The following is a 25,695-nucleotide window of genomic DNA, read 5'->3' on the forward strand; positions in this document are numbered from 1 at the left end:
TCCTCACCTTTTTCTTATTCCAGGTCGGTTTGGTCGGCCAAACTGCGACCCAGCATTTTTTCGGCGATCTGTTCCCCCGTCACATGGTAGGCGCCGGAACGCAGGGCTTCGCTGAGGGAGGCCACCCGGTCGGCCCGCACCTCCGGCGCTTCCCGCATCGCTTTTAAGCTCGCCTGCAGGAGTCGTGCCTCATCGGAGACATTCAGGGAGTCTCGGCGCCAGCCTTGCCCATTCTCCGTTTCCTGCACATTTTTTGATTTATCGACCCGTTTCGCTCCATAGACCTGGAGCGCATGTTGGATCTGGTTCGATGAGATGATCATCGCTGCCACCCCCGCCATCTATCGGAAGCCTGTTGCTTCTATGCGTTACTCACTTTCTAGTATCGTTGCCGCCGCGCGAAAACTTTAGCGCCAGGCATGCGATTGATCGCAAAGGATAAAAAGAACAAAAAACCGGCCCAACACCGGTTTTCTGAACGGATCAGATCTTAGTCTTTCATGTCTGCCGTGAACATCTTGTCCTTGGGACGACTCTTCGTCTCGCGCTCCCCAGGCGAGGAGGGTCGGAGGGAGCCGGCCGCTTTTTGCAGTTCCTTCGCCAGGGCGCCCTGACAGGATGGGCACAGTGTGCCGCTGCTGATCGGCGCATCGCATCGCTCACAATGCAGACTGGCGCCCTGGAGTTGAGACGCTTCGATCCGCCCTTCTTTGATGAACTGGAGGACCGTATCCTCATCCACCTCGGTGGCGGCGATCACCTCAAGCAATGTCGCACCGGGATGATCCCGGAGGAATTCCCTCACCCGTTCATACTTTTCCTCATCTTCGCGAACACATACCGGGCAGATCCGGCGGCCCTGGGGAACGAAAATCCGGTTGCAGCGCGGACAGTTTCTCACGTTCATCTAGGTCACCCGCTCTCGACTTTTTTCCATTATATCTGAAAAGGGGGAAGGGCGACAATAGGCCTAATGGTGGGTCTCTAAAGGCAATGATTATACCCCCATGCCGGCTGCGGCCGTGAGCGCGTACACCTGCCGAACCCCCCACTGCTGAAGCGTCTGAGCGGCCTCCTGCACCGTGGCGCCGGTGGTGTAGACGTCATCGACAAGGATGACCGCCGATGGCGACGCCAGTAAAGACGATTTCAAGGGATTCTCCTGTCTTTCGTCTCCCTCCGGAGGCGCTTGGACAAAAAACTGTCCGCGCAGGTTGCGCAACCGTTCCTGCCGGCTGAGGCGCGCTTGGGCCGTCCGGTCTTCGCGACGGCCCAACAGGTCGGCGACAGGAAACCCGGTGGCGTCGGCGACGGCTTCGGCCAACAACTGGGCCTGGTTAAAGTTTCGCCGGTAAAGCTTTTCCGGATGCAACGGAATCGGTGTCAAAACAGCCGCCTTTAACTCCCCCCAAGCGCTGTGCCAGGAATTGCCGGGGACATGGTCCCACAGCCGTTCCGCCATCAATCGTCCAAGGGGACGGGCGACGCCGCGAAAGCCCTGGTACTTGAGGTCGTGGACGCACTGCCGGAGCAGCCCTTCGTAGGGTCCGATGCTCCAGGCCTGCAAAAAGCAGGGTTCCCGCAGGCGACAGTCGACACAACGGCCCTCTGCTTGCACATACTTGCCGCAGCGATTGCAGCGCGCCAGCCCCATCCGGCTGGTTTCGATCGCCCTCAGGCAGCGCCGGCAGAGGCCGAGCCGGCCTGCGCCCCCTAATGTGATCGCCTGCCGGCAGAAGAGGCAGTCCGGCGCCGGCGGAAACAAGGTGTCCAGGGAAAAAAGATCGCTGATCTTGAAGGAAGCGCCCATGGGTCAGTTCGCCTCCCGGGCTTCTTCGGCGGGGCGCAGGAAGCCCTCTCGCCGGGCCTGTTCATTCAACCAGTGGATCGTATCGACGGCTTCCTGCATCGCCGCAGTGACCCGCGTGCCCATGAACCACACCTCTCCATAGGGGCGTTCCGTCGAACGTCCGGAACGGCCCGCCATCTGCACCAGCGTCCGCTCGTCGTAAACCCGTTCGTTCTCGGCAAACAACACGACCACATTGGCCCGGGGAACGGTGATGCCCCGCTCCATGATCGAGGTGGTGACAAAGAGAGGGAACAATTGGCGGCTGAAGCGCTGCCGCTTCGCCTCTCGATCCGGGTCGCGGGAGTGGCTGTATTCCACCCAGGCGCCCTTAAAATCGTTGAAGGGCGGCATGCGGGTCGCCGCTTTCAGCGATTCGCCGACCTGCTGGGCCAAGAAAACAGAGGGGACAAAGAGAAAAACCTGGGCGAACTCCCCTTCAACGGAGCGGTGTAAAAAACGCAGCAGTTCTTCCGGGAACATCATCCGTTCCCGTTGCCAGCGCCACTCCTTTTCCAGGATGATCCGGGGGACGGGCAATGGGTAGCCGTGATGACGGGCGGGGATGGTCACCAGGGTGAGCCGTTTTTCCTGAACGGCCTGCTTCATCTGTCGTTCGGGCGTCGCCGTCATGAAGATGATCCGCCCATCCCGCTTGCGGGCCCGGCTGACGGCATGATAGAGCATGGCGCTGCCCTGGTAGGGAAAGGCGTCCGCTTCGTCCAGCACCACCAGGTCAAAGGTGCGATAAAAGCGAATGGCCTGATGGGTCGTGGCCACCACCAAGCGGCTGTGGCCGAACTTCTCGGCGCTTCCACCGTAGAGGCTGACGATCCGCTCGCCAGGGAAAGCCTGTTGAATCCTTGGCGCCAGTTCCAGCACCACGTCCTTGCGCGGCACGGCAAAGAGCACCCTCCCTCCCCGCCCCAGCACCTGGCTGATGGCCGCAAAGGAGACCTCTGTCTTGCCTGCGCCGCAAGCGGCCCAGACGAGGGCGCCATTTGCGGAAAATCGCTGTTCCGTCGACGCTCGCCCGTCACCGCCATTGCCAACTGGCCGATCCGTCACGGCAGCGCCGGCATGTAGCCATTCCACGAGACGCAGGCTGGCCGTTTCCTGCATCCGGTTCAGGGGGAAGGCCAGCCGGGGGCCGCGCAACGGCACATCCTCTCGCTGGGCATCGGGACGGCGTGGCTTGTCCCCTCCGGTTCGGCCGCCCCCGTCGGCGGCGCCGGTCAACCAGGGCAACAACTCGCTCTGCCAGCGGTCCAGCCACTCCTCATCGCCGGCCAACCCATAGAGGGGGCGACAGAGTCTCGCCTCGCCCATGGGCAGGCAGTCCTCACAGTAATAACACTGTTCCCGGCCACAGCGAACACAGCGGCTGACTGAAATGCGACCGGACTGGCCACAGCGGACACAGCGAGCATCATCGGGACTGTTCAGGAGGATAGATGGGAAGATCTCGACAGCGCCGGCCAGCGCCAGGATCTGCAGAAGATCCTCCAACTGCCCGATGGGGAAATTCCGGTTGACGCCACCTTCCCTTTCCCTCTCCGCAATCGCCTTTTCCAGTTCTGCCGTGAACAACAGTCGCCCCTCCAGGCATTCGGCCAGATGGCGGATATCCTCTAACCGGTAGCCGGGACCTGTCTCCCCGGTCGGACGGAACACATGGAGGGGGAAACCGGAGGTCAACAGGGGGGCGTAGCCGAAACGTTTGAGCAGGTGGGCCGTCCGGCTTGACAGGCGGGACAATTCCCGATCACCGGCCATGGATGACGGGGGCGTTGTCTTCTCCGCGGCAGCCCATGGCCACCATCGCCCCCGACGGCGCTGGGCATCGTCGCCGGTCGCCCCTTCGGTCGTCTCCTGTCCCTGATCGGCTTCAGGAACAGGAAATAAGCCCCATCCAATGCGGCGGCTGAACCCGTTCCACAGCCCGGCAAGTTTGCGCGTCAAGGCCGATGAACGGACAGGGCCATCGCCAGGCATCGACATCCGCAGTTCCTGAAGGATAAAAAGGGCGATCCCGATGGGCAGGCTCGGGGTGAGGGAAATGAGCACCTCAAGCCCTTCCGGCCCCAACAAGGTCAGATCCAGGGCGGGATCATGGGTAAACCCGAGCCAACTCTGTCCTCTTCCCCGGGCCAAGTATACATACCCTTTCAAGCAGACCATCGGGCGCACCCCTTGAATACCCATTTATTTTCATTTATTCCATTCGTTATGATAAATGGATTTCCTTCTTTTTTCATCAAAAGAAAAACCTCCCGACGCAAAAGAGCGGCGGGAGGCGATCCGCGAAAGCGATTGCTTGATTAGAGTTTCACCAGCCGGTTTTTAATGGCGTACAAGGCGGCTTGTGTGCGGTCCTTGACCTGGAGCTTGCGAAAGATGTTGGTGATGTGGTTTTTGACCGTTTTTTCACTGATGAAGAGTGAGCCGGCGATTACGGCATTGGTCGCGCCCTGGGCGATCAGACGGAGAACCTCCTTCTCCCGTTCCGTCAGTTCATCGGCGGGATGAGTGACCCCAGGTCGACCCTTGCCCAGCGCCTTCTGCACGATGGCCGGGTTGAGCACCGAACCGCCACGGGCCACCGTGACGATGGCGCCATACAGGGTTTCCGGGCTCACGTCCTTCAGGAGGTACCCGTCGACACCGGCCTCGATCAGGTGGATGATATGGTCTTCTTCTTCGTGCGCCGTCAGGATGATGACCCCTGTTTGGGGACGTTCCCGCTTCAAAACGCGGGTGGCTTCAACACCATCCACACCGGGCATGTGAATATCCATCAGGACCACATCCGGCTTCAGATGCCGGACGAGGTTGATCGCCCCTTGCCCATCGCCGGCCTCATCTAACACCTGAAATTGGGGATCCAGTTCCAATATCTTGCGCAACCCCTGGCGAAGCAGGGTGTGATCATCGGCCAATACGACGCGGATCGGCTCCATCAGGCATCACCCCCCGTCATTTTCCGGCTGTAGCGGAATGCGAAACTTGATCTGTGTTCCCTGTCCGGGGCGGCTCAGGATCTCCCATTCACCGTCCAGCAGTTCAATTCTTTCCCGTATGCCCCAGAGTCCATAGCGGTCGCCAAGACCGGACAACATCGCTTCAGCATCAAAACCGACGCCATCATCACGGACGATGGCGGACAGGGCCTGCGGGGCTATCTCAAAGACGACGTGGACGGTTTTGGCCTTGGCATGCTTCCAGACATTCTGCAGCGCCTCCTGGATCATGCGAAAAACAGCCAGCTCATAGGCCCGCTCTAGACGACGGGCTTTGCCGAAGAAGCGCGTCTCGATCGCCAAGCCGGTTCGCTCGGAAAAATCAGCGGTATACCGCCGAATCGCTTCCATCAACCCCTGATCATCCAGTCCATGAGGACGCAGGTCATAGAGGATTTTGCGCAGTTCTCTCAAACTATCGCGAAGCATCCCTTTCAAATCCTGCAATTCCCGCCGCACCCGTTCCGGATCGACTTGCAACAGCCGCTCACAGAGTTCCACCTGCAGCACCAAGCTGTTCATCCCCTGGGCAGGACCGTCATGGATCTCCCGAGCCAGGCGCAACCGTTCCCGGTCTTGCGCCATGATGATGCGCACGGCCGCCTGCTGGCGCAGTTGGGCCTCCTCGACCTTGACGTGCAGATCCTTTAGGTTGCCGCCGATAAACTCAAGCACCACGCCGACCTGGTTCATCAATTGCTCTGCTCGTTGCACCATTCCCTCCAGGTGCCGCAACCGTCGCTCCAGTTCGTCGCGCTTCACCCGCAGCTGCCCTTCCCGTTCCCGCAGCACAGCCAGGTTGACCTGGATATCTCTGGCCTGTTCATAGGCGAGGCGGATGTCTTCTTCTTTGTACCGCTCCAGTTCGCGGCTCACTTCCACCAGACGCAACCGGGCCTGTCGTTCCTTCAGGGTCAGTACGTCCACCTGAGCGATGACAGCGCACGCCTTTTCCCGAACCTCAATGAGGTCTTTTTGCACACGACCGCATTCTGCCCGGGCATCCTCGGCTATGGCGAAAATCTGTTCCTTGGCGTTTTCTATCGATTCCATCGTCTGACGGATGATTTTATCTAAAATGCTGGCCTCGGGCACGGCCGCCCCTCCAATCCTTCTTTCCAACCGGATTTGTGAAGCGGTTGCCGGGGCGCCGTTCATCGGTCCACCGCTTCGACCCAGATGTTTCACCGGTCTCTTTCATCTGTAAAATGAGGATATCTCAGAACTAATCTTAGAATTAATGATTGGGTTCGACAGTTTCCGCCTTTTCTCCTGCCTGGTGCTCCGACCAAAGGCAGGAAGGAGTCCGCGTGCGTGCGCGGACTCCTTCCTCAGAAAACACCTTTCCGTTCTGTTGTCGCGCAAATGTCGTCACCAGGCCACCTGCGTGTGTCAAAAGGGTCGGCAAAAAGAACTCCCTTTGCAGACGCTACAGCCGCAGGTCTCGCTTCACCTGTTCCTGGATCTCCCGTAACTGAGTTTCACTGTTTGCCTCCCCGTAGAGGCGGAAGAGCGGCTCCGTTCCAGAGGCGCGCACCAGCGCATAGGCGCCATCGGCCAACTGCAGCTTGACGCCGTCGATGGTCACCCGTTTGATCACCTCTACGCCGGCCAAATGGGTGGGCGCATACTCATTCAAACGCGTCAGGATCTCCGCTTTGATCTCGGGGAGGGTATGCAGATCGAGCCGTTGCGAGACGAGCCGCCCGTATTCCCGATCGATCTCGGCCAGCACCTCTGTCAGCGGGCGGCCGGCGACCGCCCGAACCTCAGCCATCAGGGCGCACGCCAAGACGCCGTCTTTTTCAGGCATGTGACCGCGCACCGACAAACCACCCGATTCCTCACCGCCGAGGAGGGTTTCCCCTTCCCGCAGCGACTCGCCGATGTACTTGAACCCGACGGGGGTCTCTTCGACGGTAAAGCCATGGCGGGCAGCGATGCGATCGAGCATGTGTGTCGTCGCCACTGTTCGGGCGACAGGCCCCGTCAGATTCCGGTGGGTCAGGAGGTGGTGGTAGAGAAGCACCAGCACCTGATTGGCCGAGATGAAGGCGCCGTCGGCGTCGATCACGCCAAAACGGTCAGCGTCGCCATCCAGTGCGAGTCCCAGATGAGCCCCCGACTCGACCACCTTGCGCCGCAGCTCGGTCAGCACGGCCGCCGAGGGCTCAGGAAGGCTGCCGCCGAAAAGGGGATCGCGATGGTTGTGGATGACCTCATAGGCGAGGCCGGACCGTTCCATCACCGCCTCCAGATAGCCGATCCCCGCTCCCCACATGGGGTCGATGACGATCTTCAGCCCCGCTGCCTGGAGCGCGGGCAGATCGACGATGGTCGCCAACTGGTCCATGTAGGGCGCCATGGGCGCGATCTCACGGACCAGCCCTTGCGCCCTGGCCGCGTCGAGCCGGATCCGTTTGATCTCGGCAGGCCCTTCCGATGACACCAGTTCGCGCACCCGGCCTTCGATGCGGTCGGTAATATCGGGCAGCGCCGGTCCGGCATACTCGGGAATGAACTTGATGCCGTTGTATTCGGGCGGGTTGTGGCTGGCCGTCAACATGATCGCCCCGGCGGCCTGGTGGTGGGTGATCGCAAAGGCGGTCACCGGCGTCGGCAAGGCCGAGGTTGGCAGCAACACAGGGATTCCGTTGCCCGTCAACACCTCGGCGCCCCGCAGCGCAAACTTATCGGAAAGAAATCGATTGTCATAGCCGATGACGACGCCACGATCGGCGATCCCGGCGCCGCGAACATAATCGGCGATCGCCTGAACGACAATCTCCACATTGCCAAAGGTAAACTCTTCGGCCATGATGGCTCGCCAGCCATCGGTGCCAAATTTTATCGTCATTGTTCGACACCCTTTCATCCAGTAACGTTTGGAAGAAGGTGTTTCATCCGGCTTTTTCCGTTGAAACCGCTTCTTCTTGTTGGATACAACAGAGATGGGTTATCGGCCGAATCACCAGGCGGCCCTCCTGATCGATATGGAAACGGACCAAGCCCCCCTGTGGAAAGGCTTCCCGAACATCACGCGGAATAGACAACTCGCCTTGCTTGGAAAGGAAAGTCAATTCCATTGCTACAACCCCTCCGATCGATGTTTCGCATTCACCAGCTCATCAACCGGCTGGCGGAGTAAGCATAGCATGACCCGAAAAAGCCTGTCCCTAAAAATAAGTCGAAGAATACCGCTGTTCATGCCGCCATTTTGTCTTATCTTGTCGACTCAAAAACCGATAAATCCCCTCCTCTCCACAAAAAACATTGCATTCCATCCAAAAAGAAAGCCGGTGACGGATCGGGAAGAAGGCCCACTGCCAAACTCCTGATGTCACCGGCGATTCCGCCGAAGGTTATTCGATTGGTTATTGTCTTGGATCAAAGGCGATAGAAGAAGGAATCAGGCAGGTGGCGGTAGCGATCACCGTACAGAGGGCCAACTGGCGACCGTCTGGGCCAACCCTTGCCGCAGCGCTGTTTTCGGCGTCCAGCCAACCGCATCGAAGAGTCGCCGGCTGTCCAGATAGCTGTGCAGGATATCGCCCGGGCGGGCCGGGGCCATCTTCGGCGCCAGATCAACGCCGGCCTGCGCCCGGATCAGTTCATACAGCGCGTTGACACTGGTGGCCTGCCCTGTCCCGACGTTGTAAACGGTATGGCGCAACCGGTCTTCGCCCGCATCAAGGATCTGCAACATGGCGTCGACGATGTCGTCAACAAAGACAAAATCGCGCGTCTGCTCTCCGTCGCCGTAGATCGCCGGCGCGACGCCGCGCAGAAGCCGTTCCGTGAAGATGGCCACCACACCGCCTTCGCCGCCGGCGTCTTGCCGGGGTCCATAGACATTGGCGAAGCGCAAGGCCGTTCCCACGACACCGTATAATTCCCGGTAGAGCCGCAAATAATGTTCAGGCGTATGCTTGCTGATCCCATAGGCGTTGGCCGGCGCCAGCGGGTGGTCTTCATCGACAGGGAGACGCACCGGGTCGCCGTACACAGCAGCCGATGACGCCACGATCACCCGCTTGACCCCGCTTTGCCGGCAGGCTTCCAGCAGGTTGATCGTGCCCAGGATATTGACCTTCGCATCCTCGAGCGGGTCCCGCAAAGAAACCTGCACATCCACCTGGGCTGCGAGATGGATGATCGCGTCGGGAGCTTCGGCTGCGATGATGTCCCGGATCTTCTCATCAGTCACATCCATGGGTATGAAGGTCGCTTTCTCGGGGATGTTCTCTCGCTTTCCCGTTGAAAGGTTATCGATAAGGAGAACGTCGTCGCCCCGGGCGATGGAGCGTTCGACCACATGGGATCCGATGAAACCGGCGCCGCCGGTGACCATCAACTTCAACGAAGATTACCGCCCTTTCGATTGATGGAATAGTGCCTATTTGACCGAAACGAGGTCCTGGCGGACAAACCCCTCGCGCCCATCGGGCATTTTCACTTTGTACCATTTATCCTCATCAGAGACGCCATCGATGGAGGCCAAAATGGTGACCCGCGTCGCAAAGGGCAGGATGGTGATCACCGTGTAGTCTTTCCCCGGTCCAAAACGCACATTGACGCCGGAGGGCGAGGTGATCGAGCCCTCCCGCAGACCCGGCGTCGTCGCAGCCGGCAACGGGGTGTTCGCGCCATCCGTATTCCCTGTGGCGGCTGTCGTGGAACGGCTTGGGGTACCGTCCGTCGAGGAACTGACGGCGCCGTTGCCACCCGGATCGGTTGTGTCCCAGGGGGTGTTTTGGAATCCCTGGGGCATCGGCGGCAAATCCACCTTTTGCCCCGATTTCTCGAGGGCCTTCTGCAGCGTTTCCACGCGTTGATTCAATGCGACGATCTGGTTATGCAATTCCGCCCGGTTGCCGCCAAGCAGCTTGTCGAGATAACTTTTGGACACCAGCGGGTCATCGGCCGTTCCCGGCGATGCGCCGGCCATAACCACCTGACCGAGGACAAACCCCGACAGCACCAGGGCCAGCCCTCCCCCTACCAGTCGAGCCCGAAACCGGAAACGCGAGCGACTTGCCGATTGGCTGAAAAGAACCCCCCGCTCTTCCAGGGTCAGACCGGGTTGTCCCGCCTTCGGAAGCCCTTTTTCATCCATAACTATGTATCCCCCTATCCAGTTCGGGAATAAGAAGAGCCACTGGCTTCCACCAATGGCATCTCCACCTTGGCCTGACCAACATGCAACTTAATTCGACTCGTCTTCCACATCGACTCCGATACGGCTGGCGGCGACCTCAGGCGCGCTCGGCGAGCGGCCCAGGATGCCCACACGATCGGCGGCGACAAGAATCAAACTGGCGAGCAAGATGAGGATAAAGACGCTCTGCGCCGTCGAAACGGTGGTGAGAAAAACCGCCGTGGCGCCGAGAACCGTGTTGATGCCATAGATGATCATCACCGTCTGGGGATGGCTGAAACCGAGCGCCAACAGCCGGTGATGGAGGTGATCCTTGTCGGCCTGAAAAATAGGTTGTCCCTTTTGCACCCGTCGAAAAATCGCAAATCCCGTATCCAGGATAGGAATGCCCACGATAAGGATGGGAATAAATACGGAAATGACCGTGGCGACCTTGGCCAAACCCATGATCGACAGGCAGGCGAGAATGAAACCGAGGAACATGGCCCCCGTATCACCCATAAAAATCCGGGCCGGATGGAAATTATGCTTGAGAAACCCAGCCGCCGAAGCAGCCAAGATGAGCGCCAAGGAAGCCACCAAGAGCTGCCCTTGCGTCCACGCGACAACGGCCATCGTCACCGAGGCGATCGCGGCAATGCCGGCCGCCAAGCCATCGAGACCGTCGATCAGGTTCACCGCATTCGTCACGCCGATGATCCAGAGCACCGTGATCGGCGCGCGCAGCCACCCGAGTTCGACCACGTCGGGCCCGACAAAGGGGTTGGTCACGAAATCGACGGACAGACCGAAGGGAAGGATGGATAGGGCGGCCACAACCTGACCGAGCAGTTTGACCTTCGCCGGAAGATCGCGCGTATCGTCCAGGATGCCCACAAAGACGATAATGGCGCCGCCGACCAGCATGCCCATGATCTCTGAACGCAGGTAATCGCTGTCAAAGACCGCCATGGCCAACACGGTCAGCACAAAGCCACCAAAAATCGCCAATCCGCCAAGGCGAGGCATCAACTGCTGGTGCACCTTGCGCCCGCCGGGCGCATCTACGGCGCCGATGAGGAACGCCACCCGACGCGCCAACGGCGTCAGCATAAGGGCAAGCAGGAAGGCAGCGCAGACTGCCAGTGCCATCGACACCTAGGTCGCCTCCTAATACAAATTGAACCAGAAACTATACAATTTTTCCTCTGCCTGAAAGACATTTCAATTGCTATTTTACTCCAATGAACTAGGGAATACAATGGGACGGGGGCTTAACTATTGCTCGATGGCAAAGGTCATCTCCGCTTCGCAAACCAGTTGGTCTTCCACGTAGGCCCGTCCCATCGCTTTGCCGATGGTTTTGCGCAAGGCCGTCATCTCCGCTTCCAGGCGCAGCGTATCGCCGGGAACAACGGGGCGACGGAACCGGACCCCGTCGATTTTGGCGAACAAGGCGATCTTGCCGGCATATTCGGGCATCTTCAACAAGGCAACGGCGCCGGTCTGGGCCAAGGCCTCGACGATCAGAACGCCAGGCATGACGGGGTGACCGGGGAAATGGCCTTGGAAAAAAGGCTCGTTCATGGTCACGTTTTTCAAACCGACGGCCCACTTGCCCACCTCGAGTTCGATGATCCGGTCAACCAGGAGAAAGGGCGGTCTATGGGGTAGAATCCCCTGAATGTCTTGAACCGATAAATTCACTTTTTCCCTCATTGCCACAATTCTTCCTCTCTGCATAATATTCGATGACGACCCAGGTGATGTTCCCCACGTGAAAGAGGATCAGCGCGCCTAGCGTCGAAAGAGTGTATGTTTTCTGCGACTCTGCTTCTTACCGGTGACAAGCCACAGAAGACATCGATAAAACGATTTTGAGGAGGCTTATTTCCCCGATGAAACTCGTCAACGAAAAAGGACGGCTCTTTGGACTGATCAACCCGCTCGACCTGCTGATCCTGTTGGCTGTCGTCGCCCTCGTGGCCGGTTTGGCGACGAAGACAAAAACGATGGTGCAAACGACCGACACAGCCGTTCAATTCGAGGTCGTCGTCAAGCGGGTGCTGCCGGAAGTGGCGACCAACCTGGACCCGAAGGAAACGCTCGTGGGCAGCGGCGTTGTCTTTGATCCGAAGGACGTCCATGTCGAATCGATTCAGGTCGTGCCCACCCGTCTCTCCCAAACGACAGCTCAGGGGCAGCTTGTTGTGGCCGATGATCCCTACCTGAAAGATGTCTATGTCGTCCTCCGCGGCGTCTCCCGCTCGGCAACGGCCGACCTGCGCGTCGGCAACCAGGAGATCAAAGCAGGCAAGGAATACTACTATAAGACCCAAAAGACGCAACTGCTCGGCACCGTCACCAAGGTCAATCTCCTGGACAAGCAGTAAGCATCATTCCCCGATTTTTTCCAGCATAGCCGTCAGACGGGCATCCCATGAATGGCGCCGGGCCAGATCCATCCGTTCCGCTCGTTTTTCCGGGCTGTCTTCGGCCAGAGCGGCCTCGATGCAACCGGTAAAGGAATCGGTCGGCTGACAGACGGTGACGACCGGGGAAAAGGGTAGCACCTCGGGCAAGGCGGTCGAGACGACGGGCTTGCCGGCCGCCAGGTATTCGTACACCTTGACGGGATTGACGCTCATCGTCAGTTCATTGAGCCGGAACGGCGAAAGACAGACATCGAAGCGACGCACATAATCGGGCAGAACCGAGTAGGGTTTCCGGCCGAGAAAAAAAACGTTGGGGAGCGCTTGCAACGCCGACACATCGGTCTCGACGGGACCGATCAAGGCCAGCGCCCAATCCCCGTGGGCCCGGGCAGCCTCAGCCAGCTTGTCCGTATCGATCCAGTCGCCGATGCCGCCGACAAAGCCGATCGTATGACGAAACCCGGCGGGCAGATCGGCAGGGTCCTTGTCGTCCGGTCGAGCCGTCGCCGCCTGGCTGAAGTGCTCCACATCGGCCGCATTGGCGACCAGGGTCACATCGGGACGGACGAGGCGCATCTTTTCCTGCAAGGCCGCCGCGGAGGCGAAGACGGCGTCACAGCGGCGGGCGAGGTCATTTTCCATCGCTACCATGACCGCCGGATCGATGAGGCCGGTAAATGCGGCATGATCGTCGACACAATCATAAACGAGGTAGCGCCAGTCGATGCCGGCGGACAGGAGATCGCAGGAACCGGGCAGATAGGTCCACAGGACCGGCTGGTCCCAGCCCAACTGCTGCAAGGTCCGTCGCAGCGTTCCGGCGAGCCGGCGCTGGTTGATCCGGTTGATCATCCGCCGCATCCCATGAAAAGGGAGAAAGACCGGCGGTTCCAGCCGCCAGATCCGGCCCGGGTCGACCGCTTCCAGCCGCCCGGCGCTTTGCCAGCGCGTGTTCAACAGGTCCCGGTTCTTCAATGGGGCCAAGTAGGTGATAGGGGGATCGACATAGAGAACCCGGTGCCCCCGGTTGGCCAACCGCACCATCAGTTGCTGGGCTCGCGCCCAGATGCCGTGCCATTCGGCGGCGCCGATACAGACAATATCCACTCCGGTCATCCTTTACTCCGAAAATGATGGGTAGGTGAATTCCCTGAATACCATTCAAACGGTTCAACGGATAATTGTCAACAGTCTCGCCGGCCGGATCGTCTTGATTCTTTCCGGTTGGCTGCAGCGTTTGGAACCCTTCTGGCTGTCCAGCCGGTTTCATGATGGGCTGGAAGGAGCCATCACCACGGCGGGCAAGGGCGGCGTCGCACGATTTCTCGGCGGTGATCCCGCCGCGAGGCTGCAATCCCGCCTGGCCTCCTCTTGGTTTGCGTCATCTTTCTCGACGTTGGGCAGAAACATCGAAGGGCTGCGCCAGGCCTTCATCGCTTGGACAGAAGGCATCACCAAGGGGAGCGTCGTGGCGGACATCGTCCGGCACCTGGCCTGTCCAGAAGGGTGGCAACTGGAGGGGCTCAGCCGGGCCGGGCTGGCCTATCTGGCCGGGCTGTTCCTCGCCTATGCGGCCCTCGGCGCCATTACGGCGAAAACCGGCCTCGTCCTGACGGCCCTCATCTTTCTGCTCATGCTGTACGCTCATTCCAGCGCCACCGTCCAAACGGTGTGGACAGATTCACTCCTGGGACGTCTCTTCCATTCCCTCTTGCCGGAAGAACTGGTATGCCGCGATCGGGTGAGCCGGGATAAAGCGAGCCGGGAGAAAGACCACCCTGTTGCGCCGGCCTTAACCGGCGCCAGCGCCCAGGTCATGTACCTCTTGCTCCTGTTCATGGGCGCCGGGCTGGCCTTTTATTCGCTGAAAATCCAAAACCCGCTGGTCCTGCTGGTTCCGGCGGTCCTGGTGGTTCCCACGCTGATCCTCCTCCGTCCGGAACTCGGCCTCTACGGGCTCATCAGCTATGCCGTCATCGACTGGGCGCTGCGATTAAAAGAGACAGCCCTTACCAGCCTCTGGGACGACCTCCTGCTGGTCTCGCTCGCCGTTGCCCTGATCGGTCAATGGCTCGTCCGGAAGGACTTTCGCTGGCGCATCCATCCCACCTTCTTTGCCCTGACCGCCTTCATCTGCCTGATGTTTTTCCTCTTTCTCATCGATTCCAGCTACCCCCGGATCATCATTCCCATCGACGGCCTGCGCGTCATCGTCCAGCACATGCTCTGGTTCTACATCGCCGTCCAGTTGATCCGCAGCCCCCGGCAGGCTGGTTTGATCCTGATCCTCTTCACGTTGGTTGGAACGGCCATCGCCGCCTTCGGCGTCTACCAGTTCATCGCCAAGGTTCCCATGCCGGAGCACTGGGTCGACCAGGCGGAACTCGGCAGCATCGCCACCCGCGCCTTTTCCATCGTTGGCAGCCCGAACATCCTGGGCAGCATCCTCGTCCTGACGACGCCGATCGCTCTCGGGCTGGCCTACCGGGGCAACGCCTGGCAGCGCCTCTTTTACCTGGGCTGCGCCGGGATGATGGGCGCCTCCATGGTGTTCAGTTTTTCCCGCGGCGCCTGGCTCGCCCTGGCGGCGGCGATCATCCTCTTCAGCGTCTTGCAGGATCGCCGGCTGATCGCCCTCCTGATCGTCGGCGCCATCTTGCTTCCCATCGCCTCCCCCTCGGTGGGCGACCGGATCAGCTACCTGCTCAGCCCGGAATACCTCCACAAATCCTCCCAGGACGGGCGGCTGGAGCGCTGGGATCTGGCCCTGGAAAAGGTGGAACAGAGCCCGATCTTCGGCATCGGATTGGGCCGCTACGGCGGCGCAGCGGCTGAACACAACAAGGATTTTTTGCCATACCGAACGCTCTATACGGATAACTACTATATGAAAACAGCGGCGGAGACGGGGTTGCTCGGTCTCTTTGCCTTCATCGCACTGATGGTGGCGGTCATCCGCACCGGCTTCGGAACAGCCGTCCATGCCCCACCGTCTCGCCGTGCCCTCGCCATCGGCGTCGCCTGCGGACTCTTCGGTGTGGTGCTGCACAACGCCGTGGAGAACGTCTTCGAAGTGCCCCTGATGGTCGCCTCCTTCTGGTTGTGCGCCGCCCTCCTGTGGGGGCTGAGGGAGCCTTCCCGTTTGTCACCCGATTGATTTCACAGATGAACGTAAAAAAGCCACTCCCGCGCTGGAGTGGCTTCCCTGTCTCTGCCCATCTCGATCGTTTCAAATCCCGCTGAACCGCTGACTTCCCCATCTTTATCGTTTTCCACATCCCGATCATTTACCTTATCCGTACCGTCGATACTTTACTGGGAGGTATTCCCCATGCCAAAACCGGTGCTTGCCTGGGACTCGCTGCTGCTCATCCTGACAAACGTCGTGCTCCTCCTGTCCGGGCAGACCCTCTGGAAGGTGGGGCTGCAAAAGCTCGGGGGCTTCAGCCTATCGAGTCTCTCAAACCTATCCAGCCTGAGCGCCTTCGCCTTCTCCCCCTGGATCATGGGCGGCTTGGCCCTCTATGTCATCGCCACAGGCGTCTGGTTCGCCATCCTCTCCCGCATGGACTTCAGCCTCGCCTATCCCCTACAAAGCCTCGCCTTCGTCTTCGGCGTTTTTCTCGGCTGGCTGGTTTTTCAGGAAACGGTCCCCTGGACCCGCTGGGCCGGCGTGGCGGTCATCGTCTTCGGCGTCTACCTGGTGTCGTTGCCGGCGAGGCCCTAATGGTGTCATTGGGAATCCTCTTGCAGGTATAGTTCATGCATCTTCATCCGCAATTTTTCATAGGCCTCGAAATACCGATCGCGAATCAACTGAATCATCTCGTTTGCCGTGCCCTCGTCATAGACGTGATTTGTCATATTTCTGCTCTGAATCATGTTCATCCAGAGCTGACCGTCCTCAATAAGTCCCAGTTGAAAGGCTTCCTTGAAAGCATCTCTCGCGCCATAGATCTGCGTGTTCCCTCTGTCTTTTAGAAAGGCCTTCAGCATCTTCCATGCTAATTCATAGGTGAATTCAAAAGCCTGAATCGTTCCCTGTTTTTCAAGGTTGCTTAGGTCACGTGACTTCATTAAATCTACCGCTTCCTTGAGTTGTCTTAAAGCTTTTTGATAGTTTGAAAACCGTTGCACCCAACGGATATCTCTGTTTTCCACCAGTGCTCCCTCCAAACATCGCTTTCGTCATCGATTCACGATTTATCCACACTGAGCCGCTCACAAGATTCGTTCATTTGTTCTACGAAACAAGTAGTCAACATTCAAACCACCATAACCAGTGATACCGGTTGACTACCGAACGATTTGAGCCTTTATTCAACCAATTTTCCTTTTTATTCCTTTTCCATTGGCCTCATTGTACTATACCGATTTCGTTTCATCAAGCACCCAGCCGTAGTTCATCCCCTACGAGTATCAAGTAACTGAAGCAAAACCTGAAAAGACCGGTGGGACAATTCCCACCGGTCTTTCTTCTCACAAAACAGCCGACTACCCCAAAGGGCGAGTAAGCGGACAAGGGTAAGCGCTCAATGAACGGGCGCATAGACAACAAACCCCGGTACGATTATCCGTTCGTACCGGGGTTTCGCATCTACCATCAATTATTTTGCATTTCGGCAGTAGGTCGGCAGCTTTTCCGACCAAGGCATAAAGTCCTCAAGCAGGGATGGATTTGCCGTAAAATCCGTTGCCGGCAGTTTGCTCAGAATGTGGACCAGGTACATGTAGACATTGAGCTGATTCGCCTTCGCCGTTTCCACAATGCTGTACACCACGGCGCTGGCGTTGGCGCCCTTCGTGGTGTCGGCAAAGAGCCATCCTTTTCTGCCGATGACAAATGGCCGAATCGCATTCTCGGCCCGGTTATTGGATAGGGCAATGCGACCGTCCTCCAAAAATGAACTCAGTGATGCTCTTTGATGGACGGAATAGGTAATCGCCTCGGCCAGCTTCGAGCCTTTGAGCGCGTTGACGGTCTCCAGCCATGACCAATAGGCCTCAAGCACGGGTTTGGACCGTTCCTGACGCTGATTCTTCCGTTCCTCCGGAGAAAGCGGTTCCAACTCTCTCTCAATGGAAAAGAGCTGGTTGCAGTATTCAAATCCCACCGCAGCGGCGGAGCCTTCCAAGGACTCCTTCCGTGGCATCGCTTCTTGATATTTGCGTCGCAAGTGCGCCCAACAGCCGCACCGGGTAACCTTCGGCACCTTGTCATATCCGCCGTACCCGTCGGTTTGCAGGTAGCCATGAAAGCCGTCCAGAAACCGCCGTGCATGCTCCCCGGATCGGGAGGGCTGATATTCAAAGAGCACCACCGGTTTTGTCTCGGCCTGGCCGGAGCAGTACACCCACATCCGCGATTCCGATGTGGGCTTCTTCCCGGCCTCTTTCAGCACCTGGATCACCGACTCATCGGCGTGAACGACCGGTTGCGCAAGAAGATGCGCCTTCATCGTCTCCCACAGCGGCATCAGCCAATCGATGGCCGATCGAATGATCCAGTTGGCTAACGTCGCTCGGGAAAGAGCCACGCCCTGATGGGCCCAGTCCTTTTCCTGCCGATACAGGGGCATCGCGTTTACGTATTTCTGGTACATGACATGGGCCACCGTTGATGCCGACGCGAGGCTCCGTTTGATCACCGGCGCGGGCGTCGGTGCTTTGACGATTGTGGCTTCTCCCGTTTCTTTCTCACAGCATTCACAAACGTAGCTGTGTCGGACATACCGAAGCAGCCGTACCTGGGCGGGGATGATCTCCAGTTCTTCCCGAACCGTCTCTTTGCCCAGATCCCGCATGCTTCCGCCGCATTCGGCGCAGGCCAGCGTTTCTTTATCCAATTCGCAGAGGATCTCGACAACGGGAACGTTTGCAGCCAGTTCTTCCTTGGTGCGCTTGGCTTTGCGGGTATACCCAGCAATGGAGACCTTATCCGGCTCGGGCGCTTTGCTTCTGACTTCGGCTTCCGCTTCATTGAACAGGGAGAGTTGATCCGCATCCTCCCCAGCGATCACGTACTTGCTCTTCTCGCTGGATTGGCCGTACATGGTCTTTTGGAATTTCGCCAGGATGTCCATCAGTCGATCGATACGCACCGACTGTTCTTCTACTTGCGCTTCCAATCTTGTAATATATGCAGTTACATCGGGCGAAAGGCCCGTCTTATCAATCGTTTCCATGGGGCCTAGTATACCATGAAATGTTCCTGTATCCCATCCGATTCCGGGGTGGCACGGCCGATTCGTCAACAGAAGTCCCTGGCGGTGACCTCGCCAAACCCTTTCGGCGGATCGATGGAGAGACCCTCCATGAGCAGGCGAAGTTGCGATACGGTGATGTTTCGTACGTCTGCCGGCTCTCTCGGCCATTGGAACCGGGCGCCCGCCCCATCGAGCCGCTTGTAGTACAACGAAAATCCGTTGCGATCCCAGCTTAGGCCTTTGAGCCGATTCCGACTTCCGTTGCAGAACAGAAAGAGATAGTTGCCGAAGGGATCCATCTTGAATTGCTGTTTCACGATAATGGCCAAGCCATCGACGGAGCGCCTCAAATCGGTAGAACCGCAAGCTAGGTAAATCCCCTTGTAATCGAGGATGTCTTTTAGCATAGGGCATCCATGGCTTTCAGCACGTCGGTCAACAGCACAGGACTGAACCCATGGTCGACACTGATGATCCATTTCCCGCATTGGATCTTGATTTCACTGTCGGCGCGTTCTTTTACCAACGTTACATCCGCCCACTGCTGCGGTGGATGATTCGATTTATTGTTCAGCTTGGTTGCCCAGGTCACGTACTGGCGGTAATTAATGCCCCTTTCTTCGCACCATGCTTTCGCGGTCATGCCACTTGCCCGACATTCGGTCACGATGGCCAGCTGTTCTTGCGATGTCACTTCGATACCTCCATTCTCATGTCGTAATGGAGATATTCTCGCATGCTTAGGTCTGGATGACCATGCGCCTGAACATTGAGCGCTTACGGACAAGGGAACAGTTACTGACTTTCACAAAAGTTACTGATCTTTCACCAATTCCCGATAGAGATTCTGCGTACGCTCGGCCATCCGCCTGGCCGTAAAGCGCTCCTCGATCGTCCTGCGGGCGGCCTCACCAAACTTGCGCGCCTCTTCCCGGTTCTCGATCAACCGGACCAAAGCGGCTGCCAAGGCCAAGGCGTCTCCCGAGGGGACAACCAAGCCGTTCTTTTCATTAATGACGATTTCCGGATTGCCGCCCACGGCCGTCACGACAGCGGGGCATTCACAGAGCATGCTTTCCATCAAGGTCAGGCTAAGCCCCTCGGAAAGAGAGGGCAAGGCCAATACATCCAAGGTGCGATAGATATCGGCAATGTCCTCGCGGAACCCGGTGAATAAAAAGCAAGATTCCAGCCCTTCTTCCCGGATGACCGTCTCGATAACATCGCGGTGAAAGCCGTCACCGACCAGCAGGAAACGGACGTTGCTGTTGATTTTAAGGATTTCCTTCGCCGCCTCGATCAAATACTTGTGACCTTTGACGGGATGGAAACGTCCCACCATCCCCACCAGGGGCGCATCGGCAGCGATCCCCAACTCGGCGCGAAGATCCCGCTTGTCTTGAACATTCGTATATTTTTCATCGTCGACACCGTTGTGGATGACGGTGATTTTCGCCGGCGCGATCCCCTGCTCGCAGAGGTTTTTCTTCAGAAAGTCGGCCACAACGATATAGCGCTCGGTCAAGGCGGCCGTCAGCTTCTCGGACCAGAAGTTGATCCACCGGGACAACTGGTCGGGATAATCGTTCGCTAAGACGCTATGAACGGTCGTCACGGTGCAGCGGACACCGGCCACTTTCGCCGCCAATCGTCCGATCAGGTTGGCCCTCACCCCATGGGTATGGACGATGGCCGGTTGCGTCTGACGAATCAGCCGCAGGACCTTCCAAAAACCGATGAGATCCACCTTGCTGCGCATCGGCACAGCGGTGGCGAGGATGCCTTGTTTTTGGGCGCGCTGCAAGAGCGGCGCCGGAAAGAGGCAACAGAGGCGCAGTTCCACTTCTTGCGGAGAAAAGTGTCTGGCTAAGTCCAGGATGTGGATCTCGGCGCCGCCTATCTCTCCGCCGCCTATGATGTGTAAAACCCGGATTGGCCTGGACATGGACTCTCCCCCATTGCCAGAAGTCACTCCCCATTATAGCGGGGTTATGGGCGTAAAACAAGCACACATGATGGAACTCTGTCCCTCATTCTTTGGAATGGCTGTCAAATTGCGCATTTGCTCAGCGCGCTGTTGGGCGCGTATCTGTAAGGCCCGCGCCTGCATCGCTTGCCTTCGCCTCTCCCACTGCCTTCGAAGCCCGCACTTCCGCATCAAGCAAGGCCACCATCTGCGCCAGTTCCTTGTTCGATTCTTTCAGTTGGGAGATATGGCTGGCCTGACGGTAGAGGATGACCAGAATGAACAGGATGCCCAGGAAAAAGAGCAACGCCGGTTGATAGGCCACTCCCAGATAGGCCGCAGCGATGTCCACCAGTTTCGGCCAAAGAGCCAAAAAGAGGATCGCCAACGTGCCCGCCATCCAGTACATGGACTCCTTTTCACTGAGGCGGTTTTGTTTTACCTTCCGAATGACATAGACCGCAAAGGCAAAGGCGACCAGTCGAACAAACCAGATCAGTTTTAGACTCACCGGGAATGGCTCCCTTCCGCGTTGACGGCCAGGACCTTCCGGTAGGCTCGTCCCTTGATGATGGCGATAAAGATGCTGTACATCATCGTCGCAAGGTATTTGACGACTTTCAAGCCCGTGTGCATGCTCTCGCCGTGCAACCGCTCTCGAATCGAGGCCGGCCGCTCGGTCACGCGAAACCCGGCCAGGATCATCAACACGAGCACATTGGCATCGGGAAAATCGACGGGAAACTGGTTGGGTCGTGAATAGAAGGAGAAGACACGGCGGTTCAGCAATTGCAGACCGGAGGTGGGATCAGCCACATCCTGCCGAGTCAACAGCTTGATCAGGAGCGAAAAAATCTTGATGCCCAAGCCGCGCATCCAGTTGGTGTGTTTTTTATTGTCGACGAAACGAGACCCGATGACGATATCGGCGCAGGTGTCCTTCATCGCCCGCGCCATGTCGAGGATGTTGGCCGGATCATGCTGGCCGTCGCCGTCAAACTGGATGACGTAGTCGTAGCCATAGCGAACAGCATACTTAAATCCCGTCTGTAGCGCCGCCCCGTAGCGCAGATTGAAAGGATGGCGAAGAACGACAGCGCCATGGTGGGCGGCTATCTCCGCCGTCTTGTCACGCGAGCCGTCGTCGATGACGACGACATCCACCCACGGCGTGACCTGTCTCAGTTCGTCGAGAACACCGGCGATATTTTCCGCCTCATTATAGGCGGGGATGATGACTAGGCATTTTCCAGGCAACCAGTCACTCAAGCTTCGATCCCCCGTTGTTCAAAAATCCAGATTTATCGATATGGACATGAAAAAATGGTATATACAAAGCACACCGATATGAAAGTTATCGAGCTATTAAAAGTTCATACAACATGTTTCGCAGATTTTTTCGCCAGTGGGTCGGTGTTACTCCGAACTGCCGCCATGTGTCTGTTTTAGCGACCTTTCCGTCAATTGTGACGGGATACTTCACTGTTAAAGGTTACTTTCAATCTCATCAGCTTCCGCACAGCGATGCCTTTATTTTATCATCATTGCACCCATTACAACCATAAAGGACATTCCACTCAAAAAACGACTGCAAGAGGCCCCGATGCCTCCCTGCAGTCGTTTCTAGACCGGGCTACCCGATCCGTTGGGGAATCAATTGGGAAAAGCTTAAAAATTGTTGATATAGACCGTCTTCGTGACGCCATCCCAGTCGATTTTCACGCCAAAGGCCTCCGAAATCAGCCGTAATGGTACATAGGTCGTCCCATCGACAATCTCCGGCGCAACGATGGTGCTCGGGTCAGATACGGTCAAGGGCTTCTTGTTCTTAACCACATCGGTTTTTCCCACCCAGAGTTGCACCGTATCCAGCCCGCGAACCAGATCGATCCGTTGTTCACTGCCTGTCCAATTTATGTCGGCTTTCAGCTTTTCAGCCACCAGTCGCAGCGGAACCATCGTACGTCCGTCTTTGGAATAGGGAGCCGGTTGGGCATTGAGCAATTCGTAGTCAACGGCAACACGGATCGCATTGTCCATCACCGGGCTGAGGGACTCATCTTGATTGCACCATAACAAGGCGTAAGTTCCCGAGGCATGACCTGTTTCCGCTTCTACCGCGCCATAATGGCCATCCCAGAAGATGCGTGAAGAGAGCAGGTCCCAGTTCTTTTCACCCTCGTTCCAGTAACCGACGTGAAAACGACCGATCGGCAAATCGGTTTTCATCTGACTGGCTCGGGCGAAGTCGATATCGCTGATATTGAAAATGACGCGCATCGGCTTTTCTAAGGAGGCGACATAGTTGCCGGCAGCATTATTGAAGTTCGCGTCGATCACCCGGGTCACATAAAAGCGATCGTTCGGAGCGATTTTGGCGATATCGACAGGTTTGATCTTAATTTGGCCTTTTGCCTTAAAGGTGTTGGCTGGAAATTCAAGCCGCATATCAAGGGATGTTTCCTTGCAGACGTCTCCGTTTTTCCCGACAGTATAATCCCCTGCATTGGCAACGCCGGGAATCACAACCGTCGCCAAAGCGAGTGACAAGGTTAGCGCCAAAGAAGTGACTTTGCCATTCCATTTTTTCTTCATAACAACAGCCTCCCTTGAATTTGCTCTGTTTTGTTTCGTTATATGTAGATTCATTTGAACCCTGCTATTATGTAGTGCTACTTCGCCGGGGTTACGCCGCCGGCGCCTTGGGCCGCCGCCTGCTTCAACAGGTTGACCTTCTGTTGGGCCCCTTTATCCCCTTGCGCCGCCGCCTTTTGGTACCACGCGAGGGCCTGTTCCCGGCTCTTAGAGGTCCCCACGCCATCTTCGTACATCAAGGCTAAGGCAATCTGGGCATCTTTGTTCCCATTTTCAGCGGCCGATTGGAACCACTTGAAGGCTTCGGTCGCGTTTTGAGGCACACCAACACCATTTAAATAGGCATATCCCAGGTGATACTGCCCTTTGTCATACCCCTGATTGGCGGCTTTCTGAAACCATTTTACCGCCTCTTCCCCGTTCGGCGCGACACCGTTACCGGTAAAGTAAAAAACACCGAGGTTATTTTGGGCTTTGGGATCACCCTGTTCGGCTGCTTGCTTCAGCCACTTTAGGCCCTCATCTACATTTTTCTCTGTGTTGTCGCCGTTAACCAGCATCGTTCCGAGCTTGTACTGGGCAGATGTGTCACCCTTTTCCGCTTCTTTGCGGACCTCTTCCATCTTCACCGGTGCGTTTCCCGCGGCTGCATCGGAATTCGCCGGATTTACTTGGGCTCCACTGTTTGCCGAAGGGGAATTCGTCGTCTCGTCTGCCGCCTTAGTTTGGTTGAAACCGCATCCGGTTACCGTTACCGCAAGGGTAAGGAACAAACCGATAGAGATCACTTTTTTCAACAACGCACAATGCCTCCAATAAAAAGAATGGGTTGTGTTGAATATATTACCACAAGTTTCATCGGTTGTGGGGCGACTCACCGAGAAAAACCCTTCCCTTTTGCACACCGACTAAAACAGAATGACCCCTTTGGAGAGTTGCGCCTTTCTCATTCGTAAGTAACGCTGTTAGCAACATTCCATTATCCAACCGAAGAACCACTCGAAACCCCTGACCCAAAAAGGTCAAGGACTGCACTTGCCCCAAACAATAGGATTGCCCCACTTCTCTTTGGTCGCATTCTTCCCCTGAGCACAGTTTGATTTCAACATCTTCCGGACGGATCAACAGATCGACCCTGGTGCCATCAGGCCACTGGGGTGCAGGAAAAGACCATTCTCCGGCCACTGCCGTTCCTTGCGACACCTCGGCGGAGAGCCAATTCGCGTCCCCCATGAAACGCGCGACAAAGGCGGTGACAGGATGTTCATAGATCTCCTGTGGCCTTCCCAATTGCTCCAGTCTGCCCTGCTGAATGACAGCCACTTGATCTGCCAATTCCAACGCCTCCTGCTGGTCATGCGTAACGAATAGACTCGTCACCGGAATCTCGTCATGCAGTTGGCGAAGCCATAGCCTCAGTTCCTTCCGGATCTGGGCATCTACAGCGGCGAAGGGCTCGTCGAGGAGCAACAACCGCGGTTTCGCCGCCAACGCCCGAGCGAAGGCGACACGTTGCTGCTGCCCGCCGGACAACTGGCTGGGATATCGCATTTCCAATCCAGCAATGCCCGTAACCCCCATCAACTCATTCACGCGATCGTGAATGGCGCTTTTCGTCCATTTCTTCATTCTCAGCCCAAAAGCGATGTTTTCAAAAACCGTCATATGCATAAACAGCGCGTAATTTTGAAAGACAAAGCCAATTTCCCGCTTTTGCGGCGGGAGATGATCCACCCGCTGCCCAGCCAAATGCACTTCACCGGCACTGGGCGTCTCCAATCCCGCAATAAGCCGAAGCAAGGTTGTCTTTCCGCCGCCACTTGGGCCAAGCAACGCCGTAATGCCGCCATCGAGCACCTTGAAGCTAACCTCGTCAACAGCCGGCGGAAGTCCCTTCCCGTAAGACTTGCTTAACTGTTTCACCTCAACCGTCAAAAAAAAGCGCCTCCTGTTGAGCTTTCCAGCTTCCCTCGGGACAGTAGCCCTACTCCCTAGTCAACTTATTTTCCCAAATAGAACTCATCTGGCCGGCCCGGCGGCAACAGCGGTTTTCCTTCGATTACAGCCAACAGCGTTGTCGAATCCATCTGGCGAGCAACGAAATCGCGAATTTCCGCCATCAATCGGCGGAATTTGCAAACACTCTCCTCGGTGCACGCCTGGTATTGTGTGACCGATACACAACCAATCGGGGCTAGAATGCCATCAAAGTGACGCACCACCTGCCCGAGCGTGATCTGTTCCGGCGAACAGGCGAGCACATACCCGCCGTACTTTCCCGGCACACTGGTCACCCAGTTTTTCGTTTTCAAGTCCAACATGATCTGTTCCAAAAAGCGTTTGGGTATCCGGTTTCTCTCGGCCAGTTCCCGCAAGGATACCGGCTCGTCGCCATAGGACTCCGCCAAGGTGCACAAAGCCCGCAACGCGTAGTCTGTTTTCTTCGAAATCTTCATCTGCGTGCACCTCCATGACCATTTTTACAAT

General features: G+C 57.3%; 27 protein-coding genes. 3 read left to right on the forward strand and 24 right to left on the reverse strand.

The window, feature by feature from the left end:
- Nucleotides 1-14: 14 nt before the first annotated feature.
- The 12 genes from flgM to fabZ all read right to left on the reverse strand — a co-directional run bounded on the left by flgM (nucleotide 15) and on the right by fabZ (nucleotide 11,725).
- A complete protein-coding gene (flgM, locus tag GTO89_RS08400) occupies nucleotides 15-323 on the reverse strand; it encodes a flagellar biosynthesis anti-sigma factor FlgM (RefSeq protein ID WP_161261632.1) in 309 nt (102 codons plus the stop codon).
- A gap of 167 nt (nucleotides 324-490) precedes the next feature.
- Complete coding sequence (locus GTO89_RS08405) at nucleotides 491-907, reverse strand: TIGR03826 family flagellar region protein (RefSeq protein ID WP_161261633.1); 417 nt, start codon at nucleotides 905-907, stop codon at nucleotides 491-493.
- Between the two features lie 90 nt (nucleotides 908-997).
- Nucleotides 998-1,810 carry a ComF family protein gene (locus tag GTO89_RS08410; protein WP_161261634.1) on the reverse strand — a complete coding sequence of 271 codons (813 nt, stop codon included), beginning with the start codon at nucleotides 1,808-1,810 and terminating at the stop codon, nucleotides 998-1,000.
- Nucleotides 1,811-1,813: 3 nt separating this feature from the next.
- The gene (locus GTO89_RS08415; protein ID WP_161261635.1) at nucleotides 1,814-4,030 is read right to left on the reverse strand and encodes a DEAD/DEAH box helicase family protein; all 2,217 of its coding nucleotides are present in this window, start codon (nucleotides 4,028-4,030) and stop codon (nucleotides 1,814-1,816) included.
- Between the two features lie 140 nt (nucleotides 4,031-4,170).
- On the reverse strand, nucleotides 4,171-4,809 hold the full coding sequence (locus tag GTO89_RS08420) for a response regulator (RefSeq protein ID WP_161261636.1): 639 nt from the start codon (nucleotides 4,807-4,809) through the stop codon (nucleotides 4,171-4,173).
- A gap of 6 nt (nucleotides 4,810-4,815) precedes the next feature.
- Nucleotides 4,816-5,964, reverse strand: a complete 1,149-nt coding sequence (locus GTO89_RS08425; protein WP_161261637.1) for a sensor histidine kinase — start codon at nucleotides 5,962-5,964, stop codon at nucleotides 4,816-4,818.
- Nucleotides 5,965-6,298: 334 nt separating this feature from the next.
- Nucleotides 6,299-7,726, reverse strand: coding sequence for a phosphoglucomutase/phosphomannomutase family protein (locus GTO89_RS08430; RefSeq protein WP_161261638.1), 1,428 nt, complete (start codon nucleotides 7,724-7,726; stop codon nucleotides 6,299-6,301).
- A gap of 43 nt (nucleotides 7,727-7,769) precedes the next feature.
- Nucleotides 7,770-7,955 carry a hypothetical protein gene (locus GTO89_RS08435; protein ID WP_161261639.1) on the reverse strand — a complete coding sequence of 62 codons (186 nt, stop codon included), beginning with the start codon at nucleotides 7,953-7,955 and terminating at the stop codon, nucleotides 7,770-7,772.
- Nucleotides 7,956-8,299: 344 nt separating this feature from the next.
- Nucleotides 8,300-9,220: an SDR family oxidoreductase gene (locus tag GTO89_RS08440; protein WP_328793888.1), complete on the reverse strand. Its 921-nt coding sequence runs from the start codon at nucleotides 9,218-9,220 to the stop codon at nucleotides 8,300-8,302.
- Between the two features lie 45 nt (nucleotides 9,221-9,265).
- Nucleotides 9,266-9,985: an SH3 domain-containing protein gene (locus tag GTO89_RS08445; protein WP_161261641.1), complete on the reverse strand. Its 720-nt coding sequence runs from the start codon at nucleotides 9,983-9,985 to the stop codon at nucleotides 9,266-9,268.
- 90 nt (nucleotides 9,986-10,075) lie between these two features.
- A complete protein-coding gene (locus GTO89_RS08450) occupies nucleotides 10,076-11,158 on the reverse strand; it encodes an MraY family glycosyltransferase (protein WP_161261799.1) in 1,083 nt (360 codons plus the stop codon).
- 126 nt (nucleotides 11,159-11,284) lie between these two features.
- Nucleotides 11,285-11,725: a 3-hydroxyacyl-ACP dehydratase FabZ gene (gene fabZ, locus GTO89_RS08455; RefSeq protein ID WP_161261642.1), complete on the reverse strand. Its 441-nt coding sequence runs from the start codon at nucleotides 11,723-11,725 to the stop codon at nucleotides 11,285-11,287.
- Between the two features lie 179 nt (nucleotides 11,726-11,904).
- Here fabZ and GTO89_RS08460 point away from each other — a divergent pair, with 179 nt between their 5' ends.
- Entirely contained in the window at nucleotides 11,905-12,399 is a 495-nt protein-coding gene (locus GTO89_RS08460; RefSeq protein ID WP_161261643.1) for a DUF4330 domain-containing protein, read from the forward strand.
- A gap of 3 nt (nucleotides 12,400-12,402) precedes the next feature.
- Here GTO89_RS08460 and GTO89_RS08465 read toward each other — a convergent pair whose 3' ends face one another.
- Nucleotides 12,403-13,557 carry a glycosyltransferase gene (locus tag GTO89_RS08465; protein ID WP_161261644.1) on the reverse strand — a complete coding sequence of 385 codons (1,155 nt, stop codon included), beginning with the start codon at nucleotides 13,555-13,557 and terminating at the stop codon, nucleotides 12,403-12,405.
- 25 nt (nucleotides 13,558-13,582) lie between these two features.
- On the opposite strand from GTO89_RS08465, the gene GTO89_RS08470 reads away from it, so the two are divergent.
- Both GTO89_RS08470 and GTO89_RS08475 read left to right on the forward strand, forming a co-directional pair.
- A complete protein-coding gene (locus tag GTO89_RS08470; protein ID WP_161261645.1) occupies nucleotides 13,583-15,598 on the forward strand; it encodes an O-antigen ligase family protein in 2,016 nt (671 codons plus the stop codon).
- A 174-nt stretch (nucleotides 15,599-15,772) separates the two neighbouring features.
- The gene (locus tag GTO89_RS08475; RefSeq protein ID WP_161261646.1) at nucleotides 15,773-16,168 is read left to right on the forward strand and encodes an EamA family transporter; all 396 of its coding nucleotides are present in this window, start codon (nucleotides 15,773-15,775) and stop codon (nucleotides 16,166-16,168) included.
- A gap of 5 nt (nucleotides 16,169-16,173) precedes the next feature.
- Here GTO89_RS08475 and GTO89_RS08480 read toward each other — a convergent pair whose 3' ends face one another.
- The 11 genes from GTO89_RS08480 to GTO89_RS08530 form a co-directional block, all read right to left on the reverse strand.
- Nucleotides 16,174-16,602: a nucleotidyltransferase substrate binding protein gene (locus GTO89_RS08480; RefSeq protein WP_161261647.1), complete on the reverse strand. Its 429-nt coding sequence runs from the start codon at nucleotides 16,600-16,602 to the stop codon at nucleotides 16,174-16,176.
- A 446-nt stretch (nucleotides 16,603-17,048) separates the two neighbouring features.
- Nucleotides 17,049-18,626: an IS66 family transposase gene (gene tnpC, locus GTO89_RS08485; RefSeq protein ID WP_161261648.1), complete on the reverse strand. Its 1,578-nt coding sequence runs from the start codon at nucleotides 18,624-18,626 to the stop codon at nucleotides 17,049-17,051.
- Between the two features lie 65 nt (nucleotides 18,627-18,691).
- Nucleotides 18,692-19,054: an IS66 family insertion sequence element accessory protein TnpB gene (gene tnpB, locus GTO89_RS08490; protein WP_161261649.1), complete on the reverse strand. Its 363-nt coding sequence runs from the start codon at nucleotides 19,052-19,054 to the stop codon at nucleotides 18,692-18,694.
- Nucleotides 19,048-19,341 carry an IS66 family insertion sequence element accessory protein TnpA gene (gene tnpA, locus GTO89_RS08495; RefSeq protein ID WP_161261650.1) on the reverse strand — a complete coding sequence of 98 codons (294 nt, stop codon included), beginning with the start codon at nucleotides 19,339-19,341 and terminating at the stop codon, nucleotides 19,048-19,050. The genes tnpB and tnpA overlap by 7 nt, the downstream gene beginning before the upstream one ends.
- Before the next feature lie 120 nt (nucleotides 19,342-19,461).
- Complete coding sequence (locus GTO89_RS08500; protein ID WP_161261651.1) at nucleotides 19,462-20,592, reverse strand: glycosyltransferase; 1,131 nt, start codon at nucleotides 20,590-20,592, stop codon at nucleotides 19,462-19,464.
- A 121-nt stretch (nucleotides 20,593-20,713) separates the two neighbouring features.
- Entirely contained in the window at nucleotides 20,714-21,124 is a 411-nt protein-coding gene (locus GTO89_RS08505; RefSeq protein ID WP_161261652.1) for a DUF2304 domain-containing protein, read from the reverse strand.
- A complete protein-coding gene (locus tag GTO89_RS08510) occupies nucleotides 21,121-21,882 on the reverse strand; it encodes a glycosyltransferase family 2 protein (RefSeq protein WP_235920334.1) in 762 nt (253 codons plus the stop codon). The genes GTO89_RS08505 and GTO89_RS08510 overlap by 4 nt, the downstream gene beginning before the upstream one ends.
- A gap of 399 nt (nucleotides 21,883-22,281) precedes the next feature.
- Nucleotides 22,282-23,208: a copper amine oxidase N-terminal domain-containing protein gene (locus GTO89_RS08515; RefSeq protein WP_161261653.1), complete on the reverse strand. Its 927-nt coding sequence runs from the start codon at nucleotides 23,206-23,208 to the stop codon at nucleotides 22,282-22,284.
- A gap of 77 nt (nucleotides 23,209-23,285) precedes the next feature.
- Entirely contained in the window at nucleotides 23,286-23,996 is a 711-nt protein-coding gene (locus GTO89_RS08520) for a tetratricopeptide repeat protein (protein ID WP_328793889.1), read from the reverse strand.
- Nucleotides 23,997-24,063: 67 nt separating this feature from the next.
- Entirely contained in the window at nucleotides 24,064-25,143 is a 1,080-nt protein-coding gene (locus GTO89_RS08525; protein ID WP_161261655.1) for an ABC transporter ATP-binding protein, read from the reverse strand.
- A gap of 65 nt (nucleotides 25,144-25,208) precedes the next feature.
- Nucleotides 25,209-25,664 (reverse strand): RrF2 family transcriptional regulator, encoded by a 456-nt coding sequence (locus GTO89_RS08530; RefSeq protein ID WP_161261656.1) that lies wholly within the window; start codon nucleotides 25,662-25,664, stop codon nucleotides 25,209-25,211.
- Nucleotides 25,665-25,695: the final 31 nt, after the last annotated feature.

Origin of the sequence: Heliomicrobium gestii (genome assembly GCF_009877435.1) — a bacterium.
In the GTDB taxonomy this organism is placed as follows: Bacteria; Bacillota; Desulfitobacteriia; order Heliobacteriales; family Heliobacteriaceae; genus Heliomicrobium; species Heliomicrobium gestii.

What these genes read in the sequence shown, in the direction of transcription:
- GTO89_RS08445 (WP_161261641.1), bottom strand. Translation starts at nt 9,985, where the DNA reads ATGGATGAAAAAGGGCTTCCGAAGGCGGGACAACCCGGTCTGACCCTG.
- flgM (WP_161261632.1), bottom strand. Translation starts at nt 323, where the DNA reads ATGATCATCTCATCGAACCAGATCCAACATGCGCTCCAGGTCTATGGA.
- GTO89_RS08465 (WP_161261644.1), bottom strand. Translation starts at nt 13,557, where the DNA reads ATGACCGGAGTGGATATTGTCTGTATCGGCGCCGCCGAATGGCACGGC.
- GTO89_RS08420 (WP_161261636.1), bottom strand. Translation starts at nt 4,809, where the DNA reads ATGGAGCCGATCCGCGTCGTATTGGCCGATGATCACACCCTGCTTCGC.
- tnpB (WP_161261649.1), bottom strand. Translation starts at nt 19,054, where the DNA reads ATGCTAAAAGACATCCTCGATTACAAGGGGATTTACCTAGCTTGCGGT.
- GTO89_RS08440 (WP_328793888.1), bottom strand. Translation starts at nt 9,220, where the DNA reads ATGGTCACCGGCGGCGCCGGTTTCATCGGATCCCATGTGGTCGAACGC.
- GTO89_RS08530 (WP_161261656.1), bottom strand. Translation starts at nt 25,664, where the DNA reads ATGAAGATTTCGAAGAAAACAGACTACGCGTTGCGGGCTTTGTGCACC.
- GTO89_RS08405 (WP_161261633.1), bottom strand. Translation starts at nt 907, where the DNA reads ATGAACGTGAGAAACTGTCCGCGCTGCAACCGGATTTTCGTTCCCCAG.
- fabZ (WP_161261642.1), bottom strand. Translation starts at nt 11,725, where the DNA reads ATGAGGGAAAAAGTGAATTTATCGGTTCAAGACATTCAGGGGATTCTA.
- GTO89_RS08415 (WP_161261635.1), bottom strand. Translation starts at nt 4,030, where the DNA reads ATGGTCTGCTTGAAAGGGTATGTATACTTGGCCCGGGGAAGAGGACAG.
- GTO89_RS08450 (WP_161261799.1), bottom strand. Translation starts at nt 11,158, where the DNA reads ATGGCACTGGCAGTCTGCGCTGCCTTCCTGCTTGCCCTTATGCTGACG.
- GTO89_RS08500 (WP_161261651.1), bottom strand. Translation starts at nt 20,592, where the DNA reads ATGTCCAGGCCAATCCGGGTTTTACACATCATAGGCGGCGGAGAGATA.
- GTO89_RS08435 (WP_161261639.1), bottom strand. Translation starts at nt 7,955, where the DNA reads ATGGAATTGACTTTCCTTTCCAAGCAAGGCGAGTTGTCTATTCCGCGT.
- tnpC (WP_161261648.1), bottom strand. Translation starts at nt 18,626, where the DNA reads ATGGAAACGATTGATAAGACGGGCCTTTCGCCCGATGTAACTGCATAT.
- GTO89_RS08410 (WP_161261634.1), bottom strand. Translation starts at nt 1,810, where the DNA reads ATGGGCGCTTCCTTCAAGATCAGCGATCTTTTTTCCCTGGACACCTTG.
- GTO89_RS08475 (WP_161261646.1), top strand. Translation starts at nt 15,773, where the DNA reads ATGCCAAAACCGGTGCTTGCCTGGGACTCGCTGCTGCTCATCCTGACA.
- GTO89_RS08460 (WP_161261643.1), top strand. Translation starts at nt 11,905, where the DNA reads ATGAAACTCGTCAACGAAAAAGGACGGCTCTTTGGACTGATCAACCCG.
- GTO89_RS08430 (WP_161261638.1), bottom strand. Translation starts at nt 7,726, where the DNA reads ATGACGATAAAATTTGGCACCGATGGCTGGCGAGCCATCATGGCCGAA.
- GTO89_RS08515 (WP_161261653.1), bottom strand. Translation starts at nt 23,208, where the DNA reads ATGAAGAAAAAATGGAATGGCAAAGTCACTTCTTTGGCGCTAACCTTG.